Annotated in this window: 22 protein-coding genes; 16 read left to right on the plus strand and 6 right to left on the minus strand. The window is 67.8% G+C overall.

Annotated features, from left to right (window positions below; translation table 11 throughout):
• Positions 1 to 11 precede the first annotated feature (11 nt).
• The 4 genes from E0L93_RS16425 to E0L93_RS06340 form a co-directional block, all read right to left on the minus strand.
• Positions 12 to 146: a hypothetical protein gene (locus tag E0L93_RS16425; RefSeq protein ID WP_279387451.1), complete on the minus strand. Its 135-nt coding sequence runs from the start codon at positions 144 to 146 to the stop codon at positions 12 to 14.
• A gap of 126 nt (positions 147 to 272) precedes the next feature.
• On the minus strand, positions 273 to 593 hold the full coding sequence (locus E0L93_RS06330) for a P-II family nitrogen regulator (protein ID WP_132690030.1): 321 nt from the start codon (positions 591 to 593) through the stop codon (positions 273 to 275).
• Positions 594 to 601: 8 nt separating this feature from the next.
• Entirely contained in the window at positions 602 to 1,327 is a 726-nt protein-coding gene (locus E0L93_RS06335; protein WP_165874192.1) for a DUF1538 domain-containing protein, read from the minus strand.
• Positions 1,328 to 1,351: 24 nt separating this feature from the next.
• On the minus strand, positions 1,352 to 2,233 hold the full coding sequence (locus E0L93_RS06340; RefSeq protein ID WP_132690034.1) for a GGDEF domain-containing protein: 882 nt from the start codon (positions 2,231 to 2,233) through the stop codon (positions 1,352 to 1,354).
• A 98-nt stretch (positions 2,234 to 2,331) separates the two neighbouring features.
• Here E0L93_RS06340 and gatB point away from each other — a divergent pair, with 98 nt between their 5' ends.
• From gatB to E0L93_RS06370, 6 genes are all read left to right on the plus strand, one after another.
• On the plus strand, positions 2,332 to 3,792 hold the full coding sequence (gatB, locus tag E0L93_RS06345; protein ID WP_132690037.1) for an Asp-tRNA(Asn)/Glu-tRNA(Gln) amidotransferase subunit GatB: 1,461 nt from the start codon (positions 2,332 to 2,334) through the stop codon (positions 3,790 to 3,792).
• Positions 3,793 to 5,022 carry an IlvD/Edd family dehydratase gene (locus E0L93_RS06350; protein WP_132690039.1) on the plus strand — a complete coding sequence of 410 codons (1,230 nt, stop codon included), beginning with the start codon at positions 3,793 to 3,795 and terminating at the stop codon, positions 5,020 to 5,022.
• Positions 5,023 to 5,098: 76 nt separating this feature from the next.
• The gene (locus tag E0L93_RS06355; protein WP_165874193.1) at positions 5,099 to 6,136 is read left to right on the plus strand and encodes a LacI family DNA-binding transcriptional regulator; all 1,038 of its coding nucleotides are present in this window, start codon (positions 5,099 to 5,101) and stop codon (positions 6,134 to 6,136) included.
• A gap of 26 nt (positions 6,137 to 6,162) precedes the next feature.
• Positions 6,163 to 7,470, plus strand: a complete 1,308-nt coding sequence (locus tag E0L93_RS06360; RefSeq protein WP_132690044.1) for an ABC transporter substrate-binding protein — start codon at positions 6,163 to 6,165, stop codon at positions 7,468 to 7,470.
• Positions 7,471 to 7,482: 12 nt separating this feature from the next.
• The gene (locus E0L93_RS06365) at positions 7,483 to 8,442 is read left to right on the plus strand and encodes a carbohydrate ABC transporter permease (protein WP_132690048.1); all 960 of its coding nucleotides are present in this window, start codon (positions 7,483 to 7,485) and stop codon (positions 8,440 to 8,442) included.
• Between the two features lie 9 nt (positions 8,443 to 8,451).
• Positions 8,452 to 9,312 (plus strand): carbohydrate ABC transporter permease, encoded by an 861-nt coding sequence (locus tag E0L93_RS06370; RefSeq protein WP_132690049.1) that lies wholly within the window; start codon positions 8,452 to 8,454, stop codon positions 9,310 to 9,312.
• Here E0L93_RS06370 and E0L93_RS06375 read toward each other — a convergent pair.
• Complete coding sequence (locus E0L93_RS06375) at positions 9,293 to 9,916, minus strand: hypothetical protein (RefSeq protein WP_132690051.1); 624 nt, start codon at positions 9,914 to 9,916, stop codon at positions 9,293 to 9,295. The genes E0L93_RS06370 and E0L93_RS06375 overlap by 20 nt on opposite strands.
• A 74-nt stretch (positions 9,917 to 9,990) precedes the next feature.
• On the opposite strand from E0L93_RS06375, the gene E0L93_RS06380 reads away from it, so the two are divergent.
• From E0L93_RS06380 to E0L93_RS06410, 7 genes are all read left to right on the plus strand, one after another.
• On the plus strand, positions 9,991 to 11,955 hold the full coding sequence (locus tag E0L93_RS06380) for an amylo-alpha-1,6-glucosidase (RefSeq protein WP_165874194.1): 1,965 nt from the start codon (positions 9,991 to 9,993) through the stop codon (positions 11,953 to 11,955).
• Positions 11,956 to 12,086: 131 nt separating this feature from the next.
• Positions 12,087 to 13,244: a pyridoxal-phosphate-dependent aminotransferase family protein gene (locus E0L93_RS06385; RefSeq protein ID WP_132690054.1), complete on the plus strand. Its 1,158-nt coding sequence runs from the start codon at positions 12,087 to 12,089 to the stop codon at positions 13,242 to 13,244.
• Complete coding sequence (serA, locus tag E0L93_RS06390) at positions 13,241 to 14,827, plus strand: phosphoglycerate dehydrogenase (protein WP_165874195.1); 1,587 nt, start codon at positions 13,241 to 13,243, stop codon at positions 14,825 to 14,827. Before E0L93_RS06385 ends, serA begins: the two co-directional genes overlap by 4 nt.
• 24 nt (positions 14,828 to 14,851) lie before the next feature.
• A complete protein-coding gene (locus tag E0L93_RS06395) occupies positions 14,852 to 15,067 on the plus strand; it encodes a YjzC family protein (protein ID WP_132690058.1) in 216 nt (71 codons plus the stop codon).
• A 70-nt stretch (positions 15,068 to 15,137) separates the two neighbouring features.
• On the plus strand, positions 15,138 to 15,848 hold the full coding sequence (locus E0L93_RS06400; protein ID WP_165874196.1) for a 2-phosphosulfolactate phosphatase: 711 nt from the start codon (positions 15,138 to 15,140) through the stop codon (positions 15,846 to 15,848).
• Positions 15,849 to 15,853: 5 nt separating this feature from the next.
• Positions 15,854 to 16,927 (plus strand): phosphotransferase family protein, encoded by a 1,074-nt coding sequence (locus E0L93_RS06405; RefSeq protein ID WP_132690063.1) that lies wholly within the window; start codon positions 15,854 to 15,856, stop codon positions 16,925 to 16,927.
• Positions 16,928 to 17,356, plus strand: a complete 429-nt coding sequence (locus tag E0L93_RS06410) for a PaaI family thioesterase (protein ID WP_132690066.1) — start codon at positions 16,928 to 16,930, stop codon at positions 17,354 to 17,356.
• Positions 17,357 to 17,362: 6 nt separating this feature from the next.
• Here E0L93_RS06410 and E0L93_RS06415 read toward each other — a convergent pair whose 3' ends face one another.
• Positions 17,363 to 18,334 carry a ring-cleaving dioxygenase gene (locus tag E0L93_RS06415; RefSeq protein WP_132690069.1) on the minus strand — a complete coding sequence of 324 codons (972 nt, stop codon included), beginning with the start codon at positions 18,332 to 18,334 and terminating at the stop codon, positions 17,363 to 17,365.
• Between the two features lie 93 nt (positions 18,335 to 18,427).
• On the opposite strand from E0L93_RS06415, the gene E0L93_RS06420 reads away from it, so the two are divergent.
• From E0L93_RS06420 to E0L93_RS06430, 3 genes are all read left to right on the plus strand, one after another.
• Complete coding sequence (locus E0L93_RS06420; RefSeq protein WP_132690072.1) at positions 18,428 to 18,763, plus strand: winged helix-turn-helix transcriptional regulator; 336 nt, start codon at positions 18,428 to 18,430, stop codon at positions 18,761 to 18,763.
• Between the two features lie 87 nt (positions 18,764 to 18,850).
• Positions 18,851 to 19,627, plus strand: a complete 777-nt coding sequence (locus tag E0L93_RS06425; protein ID WP_132690075.1) for an SDR family oxidoreductase — start codon at positions 18,851 to 18,853, stop codon at positions 19,625 to 19,627.
• 29 nt (positions 19,628 to 19,656) lie between these two features.
• Positions 19,657 to 20,631 carry a quinone oxidoreductase family protein gene (locus tag E0L93_RS06430; RefSeq protein WP_132690078.1) on the plus strand — a complete coding sequence of 325 codons (975 nt, stop codon included), beginning with the start codon at positions 19,657 to 19,659 and terminating at the stop codon, positions 20,629 to 20,631.
• Positions 20,632 to 20,715 lie beyond the last annotated feature (84 nt).

A 20,715-nucleotide genomic window follows, 5' to 3' on the forward strand; every position in this document is an offset into this window, starting at 1 on the left:
CCACACCCTTCTCAGGTGTCCGTGCCCCGGCGCCGGCGGCGACGGTTCCGCCTCCGGCGCCTCCGCCGGCGCCGCCGCGGGCGGGAGGTGTCGGTGCTCGCCGCGGCGCGCCTCCGGGCCGGGTAGACCGCTCCGAACCAGGCCATATCTCACCTCCTTCTCAACGAGCCTGTACCGGCATCCTATTGCGGAGGACCGCGCCAGACAATGGGGATCGGGTTAGAAGCCTCTAATGTGAGAAACGTCTAATGTAATGCGGGTGATGTGTCTCGTTACCGGTTCTCCCGGTGCACGATCCCGGTCACCTCGTCTACCGGCAGGACGAAGGCTATGCCGCGGGCGGGCTCGTTCAGCTTCCCGGACTCCACCACGGCGTCCAGCACCGACCGCACCTTCTCCGGCTCCACGAGCGTCAGCAGCACCTCGCGCTCGGCGCTGATCGAGATGCCGAAGAACTTCCGGGCCTCGTGGATGCCGGTTCCCCGGGCGAGCAGTATGGTTCCGCCTTCCGCCCCGGCTTCGCGCGCCGCGTCCATGACGGTGTTCGCCGAGCCTTTGGGGACTATCGAGACTACCAGCTTGTATCCCTGCATCTCTACTCCTAGCCTGCCGGGTCTCCGAGGATTATTCCCAGGATCAGGACGCACAGAATCGGCCCCAGCGCGGCGAAGGCGACGAGCCCGAAGCCGAAGACGAGTATGTCCCCGCGGCCCAGGGCGAGCGCCAGCCCGCTGCCCAGGGCTATGGCGAGCGGGACGGTAACCGGCCCGGTGGTGGCGAGCGCGGCGTCGAAGGCCAGTCCCGTATAGCGCTCCGGAGCGAAGAAAGTGAGAACTATGACCAGCGCCAGCGCCGGGATGAAGAACGGCGTTATCTCCACACCGAGTACGATGCGCGCTGCCCCGACCGCCACGCCCAGTGCCACCCCGACGGCCACGGTCTGCACGAAGACGGTCGCGCCGAGGGCTCCGGCGGTCAGATCTTCGACCCGCTCCGCCAGGATTGCGAGCGCGGGTTCTGAGAGCGTGGCGCCATAGCCGAGGGTCAGACCGAAGACAACGGCCAGTACCAGCGAGCCCCGTTGCGCCAGTGCCCCGGAGGCGGATTCTCCGAGCGGTAGCAGCCCGATCTCCAGCCCTTTGAGGAAGATGGCGAGCCCGATCACGGTGAGCAGAAGCCCGATCGAGACCTCCTTCCAGTTCCTCAGGGGCTCGCGCAGCACGATGAGGTGGAAGATGAGCAGGATCCCGATGATCGGGGCGACGCTCCGGAGCGTTCCGGACCCGGTGTTCTTCACCGCTTCTAGAACCGTCCGTAGCAGTTCCACGGGGATACTGTCCTCCTCGCTCGGCTAGCAGTAGACTACGTTGCGGCCCAGGCTCTTGGCCCGGTAGAGGGCCTCGTCGGCCGCGCTTGTCAGCTCCTCGGTGGTGCCGCCGTCCTCGGGGTAGGCCGCCACCCCGACCGAGATGGTGGGGTTCACCACCACGCCCTCCCGGTCGAAGGCGTACTCCTCGACGGCCCGGCGCAGCTCCTCGGCTACCTCCCGCGCGCCGGCCTTGTCGAGCCCGGGCAGGATGGTCTGGAACTCGTCGCCGCCGAAGCGGGTGGCCCGGCGGCCGCCCTCGCCGTGAGCGGCCCCGATCAGGCGCCCGACCTCCTGAATGGTGAACTCGCCGAGCAAGTGACCGCGGGCGTCGTTGATCTTCTTCAGGTTGTCTATGTCTATCATGAGCACGCCGAGCGGTTCGCCGCTTTCGCGCGCCGCCGCCAGTGCGTGCTCGAACTCCTCGTCGAAGCGGGGCTTGGCGAGCAGCCCCGTGAGGTAGTCGTAGTTGAGCATGCGGTGGATGGCTCCGTGAAAACGGGCCCGCAGCGGGTCGGGCATGGAGAACTCCAGCACGCTCATCCCCAGGAAGATGCGGTCCCCGTCGGAGAGCACGGCCGCACCGTCCACAGTCTCGCCGTTGAGGGCGGTCTTGCCACCGGTCTCCAGATCCCGGAGCACGTAGCTGCCGGAGCCCGGGTCCGCATGAATACTGGCGTGCTGCGGTTCGACCTCCCGCTCCCGCAGCACGATATCTGCCCGCAGGGGGTCGCTGCCCAGCACGGTCTCGTCCGACTCCAGCTTATAGAATGTGCCGACGTTGGTCCCCTGCAGGACGATCAGATGCGGCCGGTCCGCCTCCGGAACCGGCTCCCCCCGATCTTCCTGTGACTCGGATTTGTTCATGGAGCGGGTACATTATAGCATGCGGCCTCCACCCGGGATGGTGTTAGAATGAGCCCGGCAGAGCGGAGAGACGCGCAGAAAGAGGCGAGGAAGAGCTCTTGGAGACGAGGGAGCGCAAGAAGACCTACCAGGCTGTGATAGGGCTGGAGTTCCACGTCCACCTGGCTACCGAGACTAAGATGTTCTGCGGCTGCCGGGTGACCTACGGCGAGGAGCCTAACACGCAGGTGTGTCCGGTCTGTCTGGGACACCCGGGAGCGCTGCCGGTCATCAACGAGCGGGCCGTGGAGCTGGCGGTCATGGCGGGGCTGGCGATGGGCTGCGAGGTGGCTCCGCGTTCGGTCTTCGCCCGCAAGAACTACTTCTACCCGGACCTGCCGAAGGGGTACCAGATCTCGCAGTACGAGGAGCCGCTGTGCACCGGCGGATATCTGGAGGTCCCCACCTCCGAAGGGACCCTCCGGGTCGGCATCACACGCCTGCACCTCGAGGAGGACGCGGCCAAGAACGTGCACGTCGGGGAGTCGGGCCGGATGCACGGCTCGGTCGGCTCGCTCGTGGACTTCAACCGCGGCGGCACGCCGCTGATCGAGATCGTCACCGAGCCGGACATCCCCTCGCCCGAGGCCGCCCGCGCTACCGCCAACCAGCTCAAGAGCATCCTGCGCGCGGTCGGTGTCTCCGAGGCGGACATGGAGAAGGGGCAGATGCGCTGCGACGCGAACGTCAGCATCCGCAACCCCGACGGTTCCTTCGGTACCAAGACCGAGCTGAAGAACATGAACTCCTTCCGATTCGTGGAGAGGGGCCTGACGCGCGAGCTGGAACGCCAGATGGCGCTGCTGGAGAGCGGGGGGCGCGTGGAACAGACCACCCTGCACTACGATCCCGACGACGACGAGGTGCACGAACTGCGCAGCAAGGAGTACGCCCACGACTACCGCTACTTCCCGGAGCCGGACCTCCTGCCGCTGGAGCTGTCCGGGGCGTGGGTGGAGGAGATCCGGAGCCGCCTGCCCGAGCTGCCGGAGCAGATGAAATCCCGCTTCATGGAGAGCTACGGCCTCTCCGAGTACGATGCCAGAGTGCTCACGAGCAGCCGGGAGCTGGCCGAGTACTACGAGCGGGTCGCCGCAGAGACGGACCCGAAGCAGGCGGCCAGCTGGGTGAGCGTCGAACTGCTGGGCCGTCTGAACGACGCGGGGCTGGGGATCTCCGACTCCAGGGTCACGCCAGAGCACCTGGTGGAGATCATAGAGCTGGTCCGGAGCCGGACCATCTCGCGTACCGCCGCCAAGGAGGTCCTGGATCAGGTCTTCAAGACCGGAGATAGACCCTCCGACGTGGTGGAGCGGGAGGGCCTCAAGGGGCTCGGCGAGGATGAGCTCTCCGGCATCGTGGAGCAGGTCATCGCCGAGAACCCCGAGCCCGCGGCGAAGGTCCGCGGAGGAGACCAGAAGGTGGTGGGCTTCCTGGTCGGGCAGGTCATGCGGGCCACCCGCGGCCAGGCCGACGGGGGAGAGGTGCGCCGGATCATCCTGGAGAAACTCCAGAGCTAAGTGCTGCGCGTCGGTGTCGCAGCTCCTCCCGGTTCCGGCTACCCGGACCGCCTGCGGGACGCGGGCTGCGAGCCGGTCCTCATACCCCTGCCGGAGACCGCCTCCCGCGGCATCGGGCTGCGACGGGAGTGGACGGCGGACGCAACCGAGATGGCGGCCGCCGTCCGGGAGCCGGACGGGCTGCTGCTCGCGGCTCCCGAGCCCGAGGTTCTGGCCGGACTCGTGATCGCCGCGCTGCGCCTGAATCTCCCAGCCGTGGTCGCGGGAAGAGCTCGGGATGCCACCTCCGCCGCGGTTGCAGCGATGGGACTCGCGCCGCAAGAGGGAGATGCCGCAGAACTGGCCGCCGCACTCGCCGGGGAAGGCGGACCGAAGCCGCAAGAGATCGTGCAGAGCTTCTCGCTTGCCAATGCTCTGCGGGCGAGCTGCGCCCTGAGCGGCGGTCCGGAGCCCCTCGTGCACCTGGCCGCCATAGCCCGGGAGGCGAACGTGCCGGGGTTCGGGAGCGTCATGCGGGTGATCTCCCGCGAGACCGGCCCCGCAACCACCCCCGGCTCGGAGTGGTTCCTGAAACACGGCGTGCCGGGAATTCTGAAGCACCTGGGCAGAGCCGTGCACGACACCCGTACGGTCGCCGGGAGGCTCCGGGACCGGCTGCCGGACGATGTCCCCGAGCCGCCGGATGCTGAGGGTTCGGGACTGGTTTTCATGCGGGACCGCAGGAAGACCGTCGAGGCCGTCGGCTGGTCGGCGGATACCGATAAGACCTACGCTTCAGGCAAGTGTCTCGTCTTCGCCGGAGAGGAGGCCGCCGTGCGCGCCGTGGAATCCGGCGGGGTGGAGCCCCGGCGCGTGCTGGTCGTCGCCGGCTGCGGCCCCCGCAGCGGCTCCGGCCTCCTGCGCCTCACGCGCTTCTCCGAAGTTCTGGAGGAGTCCGGACTCGCCGGCCGGGTTGCGGTATTTACCGACGGAGTCGCCCCCGCTGCCGCCCGCGGGGTGTGGGTCTCACTCGCCACGCCCGAGGCCGCCGCAGCCGGCCTCCCGTCGCGGCTCATGGACGGGGATATGCTCTATCTGGGACTGGATGACGGCGCGATCCGGGTCGGCGTCTCCTCAGAAGACCTGGAGGGCACGGAGCTCCTGATCGAAGCCCCCAACCCGCCCCCCGGCTACCAAGGGCGCTACACCAGAGACGCCCGGCCCGCGCTCGAAGGCGCAGGATTCCCCTAACCTCCCAGAACTTGACGCCACACCTCAACCCGCCATATAATTCCCGGTAACGTTACCGGGAAACAGGGAGCGGATGATGGGTCAGACCGGCGGCAGGGGTGACGGCCGCGTTCGGGGAGGGGTGACCATTGTGGACGTGGCCCGGAGGGCTGGGGTTTCGGTCTCTACGGTATCGCGGGTGATGAACGGGCGGCCCGACGTTTCGGAGCGGACGCGGCGGCAGGTGATGGAGGCTGCTGCGGCGCTGGGGTATGTGATGCGGGATGCGGCCCGCAACCTGGCGTCCAGCACGCAGCTGGTGGCGATCCTGGTGCAGGACTTTGCAGACGAGTGGATGGCGCGGGTGTTGCGCGGGGTGGGGTCGGAGATCGAGCGCTGGGGGTACATGGCGGCGCTGTTCACGGTCGGTTCGAGCCGGGAGCGGCGGGCGCGGAGCGTGGAGTGGCTGGCTGGATGGGGTGAGGCGGCGGGGATGCTGGCCGTACTGCCCGCTGACGGCGGTTTGCTGGAGGGGGCTGTAGGGCGGCTTCCGGTGGCGATCGTGGACGATGGGACGGCCGGGCTGGAGGTGCCGCGGGTGCTCTGTCCCGACCGGGAGGGGGGCTACCGGGGCACGAAGCACCTGCTGGAGCTCGGGCACTGCAGGATCGGTTTTCTCATGGGCATCCCGGAGATGAACGCCGCTCGGGAGCGGCTGGCCGGCTACCGGCGAGCGCTGGCAGAGTCCGGGGTGCCGGAGGGGCCGGTAGTGGCCGGAGACTTCACGAGGGAGTCCGGGCGGGCTGCGGGCCGGGAGCTGTTGGCTGGCGAGATGCCGACGGCCGTGTTCGCCTCCAGCGACCACATGGCTTTGGGTTTGATCGAGGCCGTGCGGGAGGCCGGGGTGCGGGTTCCGGAGGACCTGTCGGTAGTGGGATACGACGGCCTGCCGGTTGCGGCCGAGAACCGGCTCACGACCGTGGACCCGCTGCTGCACGAGATCGGGAGCGAGGCGGTGAAGCTGCTCGCCGAGCAGATACAGGCCGAGCGGCCGCTGCCCGCCAAGCGGGTGGAGATACCGCCCCGGCTGGTGGTCCGGGAGACCACCGCGCCGCCGGGGCGGGGGGAGCCGTAGTGGGAAGGCAGGGAAGGAGGACCATCTTGCTGGGAAGAAGGAAGCTCACGCGCCGGCAGTTTGTGGCGGGCATGGGTATGGCCGCCGGGCTTGCGATGCTCGGGGGGTGCGGGGGCGGCGCCCGGGTTGGCGACGGGCCCCGGACGGTCGAGGAGGCGTCCGGGACCGTGACGCTGACCGGGTTCTCGTCCTCGCCGGCGGAGGAGGAGCGGCTGCGGGAGATGCTCGCGGACTTCGAGGAGGCCAACCCGGAGATCCAGGTAGACTACCAGGTGACCACCGGGGACTACATGCAGCGGCTCGTCACCCAGCTATCGTCCAACACGGCGGCCGACGTGTTCTACCTGGACTCGCTCTTCGCCCCGCAGCTCATCGCCACCGGGGCGCTGCGGCCGCTGGACGACTACATCGAGGGGAGCGAGGTCATAGACCCCGCAGACTTCTACCGGCCGCTCGTGGACGCCTTCACCTCGCTGGAGGACGGCATGATCTACGGGATGCCCAAGGACTACTCGATCCTGGGCCTCTTCTATAGTCTCGAGCTCTTCGAGCAGGCCGGGCTCGACCCGGACAGCCCGCCCGCGACGTGGGACGAGGTCTGGGAGTACGGGCGCAAGCTCACGGACGGCGACGGGCGGTGGGGGCTCTCGCTCCAGCCCGAGCTGCCCCGGTATCTGGCCTTCGCCCTGCAGCAGGACGCGCCGATCATAGACGACGAGCGCAACGTGATGCCCAACCTGGAGGGCAACCTGCGGGCTCTGGAGTTCTTCGCCGGGATGTATACCGGGCCGGAGAAGATCGCGGTCCAGCCCGCGGACACCGGGGCGCAGTGGGCCGGTGACGCTCTGGGCAAGGGCGGTATCGGGATGGTCTTCGAGGGCAACTGGGCCATCCCGTTCCTCAACGACACCTACCCGGACCGGGAGTACCGCATCGCGCCGCTGCCCTACGAGGGCGGGCAGGACAGCCTGCTCTTCACGGTGGCCTACTGCATGAACGCCAACGCCGAGAACCCGGACGCGGCGTGGAAGCTCATCGAGTACCTCACTGGCCGGGAGGGACAGCGGCGCTGGGGCGAGCTCGGGCTGGCGATCCCGCCGCGGGAGGACGCCGTGCAGTCCTACCTGGACCAGCATCCCCAGGCCCGGGCGCTCGTGGACTCCACGCCGGAGGCGACAGCCTGGCAGCTCAACACCTCCGACCCGCAGCCCGTGCTGGACAACTCCAACAACTCCATCCAGCGCGCCTTCAGCTCCGGGCCGGAGCAGTTCCGGAGCATCCTGGAGGAGTGGAAGAGCACGGTGGAGTCCGACGTCGAGCGGGCGGACGGGTAGCGGGGTGAGGTCGTGGAGGCCGTAAACCAGAGGACCGGCGGCCAGCCCCCGCCGCCGGCCACTAAGACCCCGCGCCGGTGGAACCCGTTCCGGGGCCGCGTCTTCGAGGACGTGACGATGGCCTACCTCTTCCTCCTGCCCACGCTGGCGGTCATGGCCGTTTTCGTCTTCGGGCCCATCTTCTACGCGTTCTGGGTCAGCCTGCACGACTGGCCGGTGCTGGGCGCCAACCGGCCGTTCGTGGGGATCGAGAACTACGCGTACATAATCGGGCAGGACGAGGTATTCCGGACGGCGTTCTGGAACAGCCTCTACTACACTTTAGGGGTGGTCCCGGTGCAGACCGTGGTGGCGCTGGGGCTCGCCATCGTGATGAACAGCGGCATCCGCTTCCGGGACTTCTTCCGGGCGGCGTTCTTCGTCCCGACGGTGACCAGCTCGGCGGCGCTGGCGGTCATCTTCACGCTGGTCTTCTCCTCGGACCCGAACTCCATCGCCAACAGGTTTATCGGGCTGTTCGGGTTCGGGCCGCTGCAGTGGTACACCAGCGCGAGCACGGCGCTGGAGACGATCATGTTCATGAACATCTTCGCCACGGTGGGGCAGTTCATGGTGATCTACCTCGCCGGGTTGCAGGGCGTGCCCCGGCAGCTCTATGAGGCCGCCGCCATAGACGGCGCGGGCTGGTGGCGCAGGCTGTGGTACATAACCATCCCGATGCTCAAGCCGGTGACGTTCCTCATCGTCACGCTCGGCATCATCGGGTGCTGGCAGGTCTTCGACCAGATCGCGATCATCACCGAGGGCGGGCCGGAGTTCTCGACGCTGACGGTTGTTTACTGGATCTACCGCGAGGCGTTCCGCAGCCAGGAGATGGGAACGGCGGCGGCCGGGGCGTTCATATTGTTCGTGATCATCTTCGTCACCGTCCTGATCCAACGCCGCATCGTGGGCGAGTCGGCAACGGAGTGAGGGGTAAAGATGGCTTCTACTACGGTCAAGACCGAAGCGAGCGGCAAGAGCCGGGCCCTGGATGTGCTGCTGAAAGTGCTCGCCTATGCCGTGCTGGTGGCGATGGCGGCCTTCTTCCTGGTGCCGTTCGCGTGGTCGCTTACAACCTCGCTCAAGACGCCGGACCAGGTCTTTCAGGGGAACTGGATCCCGGATCCGGTGAGCTTCGACGCCTACCGCAACGTGTGGGAGATCGTGCCCTACGGCCGGTGGTTCCTGAACAGCCTCATCTACACGGCCTTCGTCACGGTTATAAACATAGCTCTGGCGACGACCGCCGGCTACGCGCTGGCGCGGATGCGCTTCCCGGGGCGGCAGGTGATCTTCTACGCGATCCTGGGCACGCTGATGATCCCGGTGCACGTCTATCTGATCCCCATCTACCAGATGATGTCCTTCCTGGGGCTGGTGGACACGTACACGAGCGTGATCCTGGTGCAGGCCGCCTACACCTTCGGCGTGTTCCTGATGCGGCAGTTCTTCCTGGAGATGCCCTACGAGCTGGAAGAAGCGGCGAAGGTGGATGGCGCGTCGCGCTTCAGGACGTTCTGGCAGATCATGCTCCCCCTGGCGCGTCCGGCGCTGGCCGCGCTCACCATCTTCAGCTTCCTCTCGGCGTGGAACCAGTTCTTCTGGCCGTTCATCCTGCTGAACAGCCAGGAGAAGTTCCCGCTTACGGTAGGGCTCGCCGCGTTCCGCAGCCAGTACGACACGCAGTGGGAGTTTTTGATGGCCGGCTCGCTCCTGGCCCTCTTGCCCACGCTGCTGGTCTTCCTGGTGGCGCAGCGCCAGATCATCGAGGGCGTCTCGTTCACGGCCGTGAAGGGGTAGGGCCCGCCCGGTGCTCCTTTACCGCCCGCTCCAGGGCCGCGGCGGCGAAGAACATCGTCACCGGCCAGAAGAAGAGGAGGCCGACGGTCGTGAAGGTCAGGAGCAACAGCAGAGAGCCGGCTATGAGCGCCACCGAGACGGCGTTGAGCGGCTTTCGCAGAGCGGCGAGGGTCGCGTACCGGACCGTGTCCCGCAGCCCGAGGTCGTCCCGGACCAGCGCCGGGAACAGGAAAGGAGCCACCACAGTGACGATAAACGCCAGCGCCAGCGTGAGGGAGAGCGCCGCCGTCCAGAAGATCCCCTCGCGCGCGGCGTAGAACTGGACGTTGAAGAGTATGGCGGCGAAGATGAAGACCAGGAGCAGGAAGATGACCCAGGACCGCAGGAAGTACCTCAACCCGGAGGCGAAGAAGTCCCGCAGGCCGAACTCCTCGTCGCGCACCCCGCGCACGGCGGCGTCGGCCACCGCCGCCAGGGCCGGAGGGAGCAGGAGAACGGTGAGCCCGAGCGGGAAGCTCAGGAGACCGGTCCATAGCACGGTCCCCAGCCGGTCCCAGATGCGCGAGAGGGCCACCACCGTAAATGACTCGCGCCAGTCTTCCACGGCTCCAGTATAGTCTTATAGTCTTCCGCGGCGCTTGCAGTATTCTCAGGAGAGAGAAGGGAGAAGATATCAGTTTGCTGAACGGATCGGTGTGGGTGACGGCGGGCAGTGCGTTCTGCATCTCGGACGCCCGGGGTGACGTGCGCGGCCGGGAGGAGGGGCTCTTCTACCGGGATACGCGCCACCTGTCCAGGTTCGTGCTGCGGGTGAACGGGGAGATCCCGCACCTGCTCTCCTCCGAGAGTTCCGGGGACTGCGCGGGCTTCTATCTCTTCGCCCCGGCGGGCGGCTCGCGCAACGGTCTGAGCATCATGCGCCGCCGCGAACTCGCCGGCGGTCTCCGGGAGGAGATCCGGCTCACCAACCACACCCGGAGGCCCGTGGAGGCGCTGCTGGAGCTGGAGCTGGACGCGGACTTCGCCGACCTCTTCGAGGTAAAGGAACACCCGGCCGGAAGGACCGACGAGCCGGTGCGTGAGGACGGTGGCGGGCTGCGATTCGTCTACCGGCGAGAGGATTTCCGCCGCGATACCCGGGTCCGGTTGGAGACCGCCGAAGGTGGGGTGAAGCTGGACTCGGGCAGGGTCGGCACGCGCCTCTCCCTGGAGCCCAAGCAGACCGCCACCGTACTCGTCACCATCACGCCGGAGGCGGGCGGGGTGCCGGCCGCCGCACCCGCCGGTCCGCAACGGTCCGTATCCCCCGCCCTGCACACCGATTGGGAGACGCTGGAGAGGACCTGGGAGCAGAGCCTGGCGGACCTGCGGGCGCTCAGCTTCCGGCTGGACGGCGAGCCCGGGCTCCTGCTGGCCGCCGGGCTGCCGTGGTTCATGACCCTCTTCGGGCGGGACGCCCTGATCACCGCCTTCCAGACCGTCCATCTCGACCCCGAATTTTCCAGGAGTACGCTGCGGGCTCTGGCCCGCCGGCAGGCTACGGACTTCGACGACTTCCGGGACGCGGAGCCCGGCAAGATCCTGCACGAGCTGCGCTTCGGGGAGCTGGCGCACTTCGGCGAGGTGCCCCACTCGCCCTACTACGGTACGGTGGACGCCACCCCGCTCTTTTTGGTCCTGCTGCACGAGGCGTGGCGCTGGACGGCGGACGAAGAGTTCGTGCGCGAGCTGGAAAGGCCCGCCCGGCGGGCGCTGGAGTGGATCAAACGCTACTCCGACACCGACGGCGACGGCTACGCCGACTACCGGATGCGCTCCTCGCGCGGCCTCAACAACCAGGGCTGGAAGGACTCCGACAACTCCGTCCTCTACGCCGACGGCACGCGGGCCGAACCGCCGATAGCCCTCTGCGAGGCCCAGGGCTACGTATACGACGCGCTGATGAGGAGCGCCGAACTCGCCGAACGGGTCTGGAGGGACGCCGGGCTCGCCCGGAAGCTGCGGGAAGATGCCGCCGACCTCAAGCGCCGCTTCGACCGGGACTTCTGGGTGGAGGCGCGGGGCGGCTACTACGCCCTCGCCCTCGACGGCACGGGCCGGCAGGTGGACTCCGTGACCTCCAACATGGGGCACCTGCTCTGGAGCGGCATCGTCCCGGAGGAGCGGAGCCGGGCCGTCGCCGACCGGCTGATGGAGGACGCGCTCTTCAGCGGCTGGGGCGTGCGCACCATGAGCGAGGAGGACGGCGGCTACAACCCGATCGAGTACCACAACGGCACCGTCTGGCCGCACGACAACTCGCTCATAGCCTACGGCCTCTACCGCTACGGCTACCGGGCCGAGGCCAACAGGATCGCGACCGCCATGATAGAGGCCGCCCGGCACTTCGACTACCGGCTGCCGGAGGTATTCGCCGGCTACCGGCGGGAGGAGACGCGCTTCCCGGTCGGGTACCCGACCACGTGCAGCCCCCAGGGCTGGGCCGCGGGCACACCACCGCTCCTGGTGCGCGCCATGCTCGGCCTGGAGCCGGACCCGGAGAGCTGCGAGCTGGCGCTCGACCCCGCCCTGCCCGAGCCCCTCTCTACCCTGCGCCTGGAGAACGTCCCGGCCTTCGGGGAACTTTGGACGGTCGAGGGGTAAGATAGAATCACGAGCGGTTGCTATTCGGAATTTTTTCTATCAACCGGCTGCGTATGTGTAGCTAGCACCTAGTTTGGTGACTAAAATGAGGCCGATGCCGGCTGAAGCAGCAGAGGAAGGTTAGGGGCTCGATGCAGAACAAGTACCGTCTGATGTCGCCCGGTCCGACCCCCATCCCGCCGGAGGTATCGGCGGCGGGGGCGTTGCCGATCATCCACCACCGCACGCCGGAGTTCGGCGAGGTGTTCACCCGCGTGAACGAGAACCTCAAGCGGGTCTTCATGACCGAGAACGACGTCTTCATCTACGCTGCGAGCGGCACCGGGGCCTTTGAGGGCGTCGTGCAGAATCTCTTCTCGCCCGGGGACAAGGTGCTCATCGTCAACAACGGCAACTTCGGCAACCGTTGGGTTAAGATGGGGCGGGCGTTCGGCCTGGAGGTCGTGGAGCTGGAGTACGGGTGGGGCCAGAAGGCCGACAACGACGAGGTGGCCGAGGCGCTCGCCAACGACCCGGAGATCACGGCCGCCGTCTGCGTCTCCTCCGAGACCTCTACGGGCACCGTGAACGACATCCAGGGCTTCGCGAAGGCGACCGAGAGCGTCGTTACGGTGGTGGATGCGATCTCGGGTCTTGGGGCGTGCGAGCTCCGGACCGATGAGTGGGGCGTGGACGTGGTCGTGGCCGGCTCGCAGAAGGCGCTCATGACGCCGCCGGGGCTCGGGTTCGTGAGTGTCTCCGAGCGGGCGTGGCGGGCGCACGAGGAGTCGAGGATGCCCCGCTACTACTTCGACTGGACGGCGGCGAAGAAGGCGGCGGCCAAGACCCCGCCGCAGACGCCGTGGACCCCGGCTGTAAGCGTCATCATGCAGCTGGATCTCGCGCTGCGGCAGCTGCTGGATGAGGGTTTGGAGAACGTCTTCGAGCGGCACGTGCTGCTCGGACGCGCGGCGCGCGCGGGCATCAAGGGCATGGGGCTCAGGCTCTTCGGGCCGGACGAGGATATGAACTCGGCGGTCACCGCCGCCTGGGTCCCGGAGGGCATAGACGGCAAGCAGCTGGTGCGCGCTATCTTCCGGGAGCACGGCATCCAGGTCGCCGGGGGGCAGGGTCCGATGGAGGGCAGGATCTTCCGCATCGGCCACTGCGGGTACTTCGACGCCTACGACATCATCGCCACCATCGCCGCCACCGAGCTCGCGCTGGAGGCTCAGGGCTATCCCGTGGAGCTGGGCAAGGGCGTCGGTGCGGCCCAGAGAGTCTTCTCGAAGAGCGGAGCGAAGGTGTGAAGGTACTCGTAACCGAGAAGCTGGCGGATGTAGCCGTAGATTTCCTCAGAAAGGAGGGGTTCGAGGTAGACACCCTCTACGACCTCTCGCCGCAGGAGCTGCTGGAGCGTATAGGGGAGTACGACGGCCTCATCGTCCGCAGCGCCACGAAGGTGACGGCGGAGGTCATCGAGCGGGCCGGCCGGCTCAAGGCCATCGGCCGGGCCGGGATCGGGGTGGACAACATAGACCTCGAGGCCGCCTCCCGGCGGGGCATCCTGGTAGCCAACGCCCCGGAGAGCAACACGGTCGCCGCCGGGGAGCACACTCTGGGAATGATGCTCGCCGTCGCCCGGCGCATCCCGCACGCCGACGCCTCGCTGCGAGAGCGGCAGTGGAGGCGGAGCGCGTTCAAGGGCGTGGAGGTCGCGGGGAAGACGCTGGGGCTGATCGGGATCGGGCACGTCGGCTCCATCGTGGCGCGGGGCGCTCTCGGGATGAGGATGCGTGTGCTGGCCTACGACCCGTACGTCGCCGCGGAGCGGATGCGGGACATGAACGTGGAGCCCGCAGAGAGCCTGGAGCAGATCTACCGCGAGGCGGACTTCATCTCGCTGCACGTGCCCAAGACGCCGCAGACGGTCGGCCTGGTGGACGAGAAGGCCATCTCGATGATGAAGCCGACCGCCTACATCATCAACGTGGCGCGCGGCGGCATAGTGGACGAGAAGGCGCTCTACCGGGCCCTGAAGGAGGGCCGGATCGCCGGGGCTGCCATAGACGTCTTCGAGGACGAGCCGGCCACCGACTCGCCGCTCTTCGACCTGCCTAACGTGGTGGTCACCCCGCACCTGGGGGCCAGCACGGTCGAGGCCCAGGACCGGGCGGGCGTCACGGCCGCCGAGCAGGTCGCGGCGGCTCTGCGGGGCGGGGTCCCGGTCAATGCCATCAACGCTCCGGTCCCGGTCGGCGAAGGCGCGGAGTCCGTGGCGCAGTTCGCCGGGCTCTGCGAGATTCTGGGCCGTCTCCTGTACCAGCTCACCGACCGGCCCGGCAACATCCTGAAGGTCGAGTACCGGGGCGAGATCGCCGACCGCGACACGCGCCTTCTGGACGTGGCGGCGCAGAAGGGTCTCCTGACCAACATGGTTCACGAGCCGCTAAACTACGTTAACACACCGGCGCTAACCCGCGAGCGGGGCCTGCGGGTCGAGACCTCCCGCATCCCGGAGAGCTCGGACTACACCAGCCTCATAACGCTGCGCCTGGAGGGCGGAGCCGGGGAGAGCGTGGTGAGCGGCACGCTCATCGGTCCCAAGATGGAGCCCCGGCTGGTGGAGATCCAGGGCTACACCATGGACATCATCCCCGAGAAGCACATGCTCTTCATCCTGAACGAGGACGTGCCGGGCATGATCGGACGGGTCGGCACCATACTCGGGAATCACGGTATAAACATCGGCAACATGGCCGTGGGCCGCGGCGCGCCCGGCACCCGGGCCGCCATGGCGATCACGGTGGACGAGCCCGTCCCGGAGGCCGTGCTGCAGGAGATCCTGAAGATCCCCGGCTTCCGGGACGCCCGCTTCGTCACCCTGAGCTGAGCGCGTTTTTGGGAGGGTTAGATAATGGCTTCGATTCTGGATAACGTGCGGGCCCGCTACCGGCCGTACGGGCAGGTTTTCAGGCCCGGGGACCGGGCACCTTTCACCGGCACGTACATCTGTAACCGGGGGACGATGCTGCCCCCGGTCCGGGTCCAGCTCTCCAGGGGCGAGGAGTTCCCGGAGGCGGAGGGTCTCGGGGAGCACACCCGCTGGAAGATGACGAACATTCAGGCGTGAGCCGGACGGGGGCCTCTCCGCCGGTATGATCCGGAGGCGTATGTCCGAGGGGCGCAGGCTCAGAGTGCTAATGTCACGGCACGAGATAGCTCCGGAGCGGCTCCCCGGAGCCACGGCCGTCGTGCTGGACGTGCTGCTCGCCACCACCACGCTCGTGACCATCCTGGAGAACGGGGCGCGCCGGGTGTTCCCCGTGGCGACTCTGGAGGAGGCGGAGGCTCTCTGCGAAAAGCTGGATGATGGGACCCTGCTCCGGGGCGGGGAGCAGGACGCTCTCGCCATAGAAGGCTACGACCACGGTCCCTACCCCGAAGAGTACCCGCCGGAGGTGGTCTCGGGCAAAGACGTGGTCTTCGTCACCACCAACGGCACCCGGGCCATCGCCCAGGCCGCTCCGGCCGGGGAGCTCCTGATCGCCAGCCTGCGCAACGCTCCGGCCGTTGCGGAGTACCTGCAGGCGAAGGGGCCCGACTCGGTGTACATCATCTGCGCCGGTTCCCGGGGGCGCTTCGTGCTCGACGACTTCGCCGGGGCCGCGGTCCTGCTCTCCTGCCTGGATACCGGCGGCTGGCGGCTTAACGACGCTGCAACGCTGGCACTCGAGCTGGGCGGCCGCTGCACGGGGCGGGTGCTGGAGGTGCTGAAGGCCAGCCGCTCGGGGCGGTGGTTCGTGGAGAACGGCCGCCTGCCGACGCTGGAGTTCGCAGCCGAGGTGGGCGCGAGCGGAACGCTGGCCCGGGTCAGGGACGGGCAGTTGACCGAGATCCGGAAGGAAGGGTGATCCAGATGGCCGGTGAGCAGAGGGGGGAGACCATCCCGGTGCGGGAAGGGGAGGAGCTAGACCTCGGCGCGGTCGGGCGCTACCTGCGCGCGAACGTCGAGGGTGTTCCGGAAGGGGAGCTCGTGGTGCGGCAGTTTCCCGCCGGGGCCTCCAACCTCACCTACCTGCTGCGCGTCGGGGACTGGGAGGCGGTGCTCCGGCGTCCACCCTTCGGGCCGGTCCCCCCCAAGGCCCACGACATGATCCGGGAGGCCAGCATCCTGCTCCGGCTGCACCCCGTCTACCCACTCGCCCCGAAGCCGTACGCCATCTGCGAGGACGAGTCGGTGATCGGTGCGCCCTTCTACATAATGGAGCGCCGGAAGGGAGTGGTGCTGGACGACTCCTTCCCCGAGGGCTGCGAGCCCACGCGGGAGTTGTGCCGCCAGATCTCGGCCTCCACCGTGGAGACGATCGCGGAGCTGCACGCCATAGACTGGGAGGCCGCCGGGCTCGGAGACATCGGCTACCCGGAGGGCTTCCTGGAGCGGCAGGTGAGGGGCTGGATCTCGCGCTACGAGAAGGCCAAGACCGGCGAGATGGAGGAGGTCGGGCCGCTGACGGCCTGGATCTCCGCGAACGTGCCGCAAAGCCCGCCGGCGACCGTCATCCACAACGACTTCAAGCTCAACAACATGATCCTGGACCCGCAGAACTTAAGCCGGGTGGTCGCCGTCCTGGACTGGGAGATGACCACCATCGGGGACCCGCTCTTCGACCTCGCCGTGACCCTCAGCTACTGGGTGGAGCCGGACGACCCGGAGGAGATCCGCTCCGTGCTCCCCGCCGTCACCGATACGCCCGGCTTCATGACCCGCGAAGAGTTCATGCAGCTCTACGCCCGGCTTAGCGGGCGCGACCTCTCAGAGATGCACTTCTACCTCACCTTCGCCTACTTCAAGCTGGCCGTGATCTTGCAGCAGATCTACGCCCGCTACGCGAAGGGCCAGACGAGAGACTCCCGCTTCGCCGACTTCGGACGCCGGGCGGAGGGTGTGATCCGGCACGCGCACCAGCTCGCGGCAGCAGGAGGGGCGTAGATGCTCGGCCGGGAAGAGATCGACCGGCTCGTCCGGCACTTCGAGGAGAGGGTCACTTTCTCCAACCACATCCGGAGCCGGGTCCTGGAGGTGGAGCCCGGCAGGGCCGTCCTCTGCATAGACGTCGAGGACTTTCACCTGAACGGTAACGGCACGCTGCACGGCGGCGTCTACGCCTCCATCATAGACAATGCCATGGGGATCGCGCTGGCGGCGCTGGTGGGTGTGCGCATCGCCACCACCCAGATGAACGTCCACTTCCTCGGCCCCGTGAGCGAGGGCCGCATCGAGTGCCGCAGCGAGGTCGTCCACCGCACCCGCCGCACCGCTACCGCCGAAGCGAAGGTCTACAACGACTCGGACGAGCTCGTGGCCATGGGGACCGGAGCGTTCAGGATCTTCGAGCGGCCCGGCACCCCGATCGTCTAGGACCCGCTAGCTGCGCAACTGCCCGGCGGGTAGCGGCCTGAGGTTGGCCTCGATCTCCTCCCGGCGGTCCTCCAGGAACGGCGGGAGGGAGAGCCTCTCCCCCAGACGCGCCGGGTCCTCGTCGGTGGCAAACCCGGGGCCGTCGGTGGCTATCTCGAACAGCACTCCGCCCGGCTCCCTGAAGTAGATGGACCTGAAGTAGTAGCGGTCTATGATGGGCGAGACCATGAGCCCGACCCGCGTCAGGCGCTCCCACCAGGCGGCGTGCTCCTCTTCATCCGGAGCCCGGAAGGCCACGTGGTGAACACCCCCGGCCCCAACCCGCCGGTGAGGCGGGAGGTCCGGCCGCTCCTCAACCCTTAACCGCGCGCCGGGACCACCCGGCCCGACCTCGAATGCAGCCACCCTGTGCCCGGCCTCCAGATACTCATCCACCTTCCGGAAGCCCAGAACCCGGGTAAGCACCGCCGCGGTCGGCCCAATCTCCTTTACGGTCAGCGTGACGGAGTCGAGCCCCCGAATTCCCCGCTCCCCGGGCACAGGACTCCGCTCCCAGGGCACCCCGCCCGGCAGAGCCGCCCCGCCGTCGTCGACCAGCTCCAGCCGCTGCCCTTCGGGGTCAGCAAACCGGAGCGCCACCCGACCTCCACGGCCCTCGACCTCCCCACGCTCAACCCCCAGCTCGTCGAAGCGCGCCGCCCACCACTCCAGCGCCTCGCGCCCCGAAACCCGGAAAGCCACCGAAGAGATCATGCCCCGCCTAGCCTCCCGCGGCGGCGCCCACGCCCAGTCGAAGAACGTCATCTCCGTGCCGGGACGGCCCAGCTCGTCGCCATAGAAGAGATGGTAGGCCGAAACGTCGTCCTGATTTACCGTCTTCTTTACCAGCCGCATCCCCAGCGTACCCGTGTAAAACGCCACGTTGCCCGGCGCATCCGCCGTTACCGCCGTGACGTGGTGTAGCCCACCCAACTGCATCTTCCAAAACCTCCCACATAATTACTCTGCTTAAGCAACTATAGAAAAGTAATTAAGTTTCGTCAAGTTACTAAACATGGTAGACTGTGGGGCATGGAACGGGAGGTTGGGCACAAAGTCGGGGGAGCGTTCTGTCCGCGGTATCATCGGGCGGTGGAGATTGTGGGGCGGCGCTGGAGTGGCGCGATCATCCGGGCGATGCTTGCGGGGGCGAGTCGTTTCGGGGAGATCCGGTGTGAGATCCCCGATCTGACCGGCCGGATGCTCTCTGAGCGGTTGAAGGAGCTGGAGGCGGAGGGGATCGTGGAGCGTGTGGTGATCCCCGAGAGGCCGGTGCGGATCGAGTACCGGTTGACCGAGAAGGGGCGGGAGCTGCGGCCTGTGGTGGAGGCCATCTCCGGTTGGGCCGAGAGGTGGGTGGAGCTCTGAGCCGGCCGGTTTCGGTTGCGTCTGTTCCGTTGCTTCCGCAATATGGTTACCTGATCTGTCCCGTTTAGCTTCCAGGAAGGGGGCTTGGTGAGCGTGCTGGATCTCTTTCGCCTCGAGGGCAGGACCGCCATCGTGACCGGCGGTGGCCGGGGGCTGGGCCGGTACATGTCCGAGGCGCTCTCTGAGGCGGGGGCTAACGTGGTGATCTGCTCCCGCAGGGTGGAGGCTTGCGAGGAGGTCGCGGCGGAGATTGAGTCCTGCGGTGGTCGGGCGTTGGCGCTGGCCTGCGACGTAGCGGACCCGGAGTCCGTCGGGAAGGTCGTCTCAGAGGCGCAGGACGTCTTTGGCGGGGTGGACATCCTGGTCAACAACAGCGGCGCGACGTGGGGTGCTCCGGCTGAGGAGATGCCGCTGGAGAAGTTCGATCAGGTACTGCGGGTGAACGTTCGGGGTACGTTCGTGATGTCTCAGGCGGTGGGGCGGGCCATGATCTCGCGCGGCGAGGGCGGCACCATTATAAACGTGGCGTCCGTGGCCGGGCTCGTCGGCGGCAACCCGGAGTACATGCAGACCGTGGGCTACAACGCCAGCAAGGCCGCGATTATCAACATGACCCGGGATCTGGCCACATCCTGGGCGCGGCACGGCATAACCGTCAACGCCGTCGCTCCCGGCTGGTTCCCCACGAAGATGTCCGGCGGGTTGATCGAGAAGTTCGGGGAGCGGATGTTGCGGGACATTCCCCTCCGGCGCTTCGGGAAGCCGGAGGACATAAAGGGGGTGGTCCTCTTCCTGGCCTCGCCCGCCGCCGCCTACATGACCGGTCAGACGGTGGTGGTAGACGGCGGCATCACGGCCTGGTAGCGGGTGTGGAGAGGAGGAGTGTGGATCGGATGAAGGCGGTTAGGGTCGGCGAGTTTGGCGGCCCGGAGGTGCTGGAGTACACGGAGGTAGAGCGCCCGGAGCCGGGTCAGGGGGAGGTTCTGATCGCGGTCCGCTCCATCGGCGTCAACTACGCCGACACCATGCGCCGCAGAGACCGGTACGTCCTGCGCCAGACGCTCCCGTTCGTGCCGGGTTCGGAGGTGGCCGGCGTCGTAGAGGAGATCGGGGCCGGTGTAGAGGGCGTGCGGCCCGGGGACCGGGTCGTGACGCTGCTAGGGACGGGCGGTTACGCCGAGTACGCCGTGGCTCCGGCGCGGGGGCTCATCCCCGTGCCGGACGGGCTGGACTTCGACCGCGCCGCTGCCGTTCCGTTGCAGGGGCTCACGGCCTACCACGTTCTGAAGACCTCCGGGCGGCTGCGGGAGGGAGAGTCCGTACTGGTGCACGCCGCGGCCGGGGGTGTGGGCACTCTGGCCGTGCAGATGGCCCGGCTCATGGGAGCGGGAACTATCATCGCGACCGCGAGCTCGCCGGAGAAGCTGGAGCTGGCGCGCTCGCTCGGAGCCGGCGCGCTCGTCAACTACACAGAGGAGGACTGGCCGGAGCGTGTGCGGGAGGCCACCGGCGGCCGGGGAGCGGACGTGATACTGGAGATGGTCGGCGGGGACTTCCCGGAGAAGAACCTGCACTGCCTGGCTCCCTTCGGCCGGATGGTCGTCTTCGGGGCGGCGAGCGGGGAGCGGGGGACCATAGCGCCCGTGGATCTGATGCGCAAGAACCAGGTGGTCGCCGGGTTCTTCCTGCCGCAGATCATGCGTCGTCCTGAGCTGCTCCTCCCGAGCCTGCGGGAGATTCTGGGCTGGATCTCCGCGGGGAGCCTGAAGCTTACCATCGGCGCTCGCTTCCCGCTCGCGCACGCCGCCGAGGCCCACCGGGCGCTGGAGGAGCGCCGAACTACCGGCAAGATCATCCTCAACCCCTAGGGCGAATCGACATATAGGCAAATGTCTGCTTCACTCGGAGGGCAAGCCAACGACCGAGGTGGAGATATGCCCGCACGCTACGAA

The organism is Rubrobacter taiwanensis (genome assembly GCF_004337705.1).
Taxonomy (GTDB): Bacteria; Actinomycetota; Rubrobacteria; order Rubrobacterales; family Rubrobacteraceae; genus Rubrobacter_C; species Rubrobacter_C taiwanensis.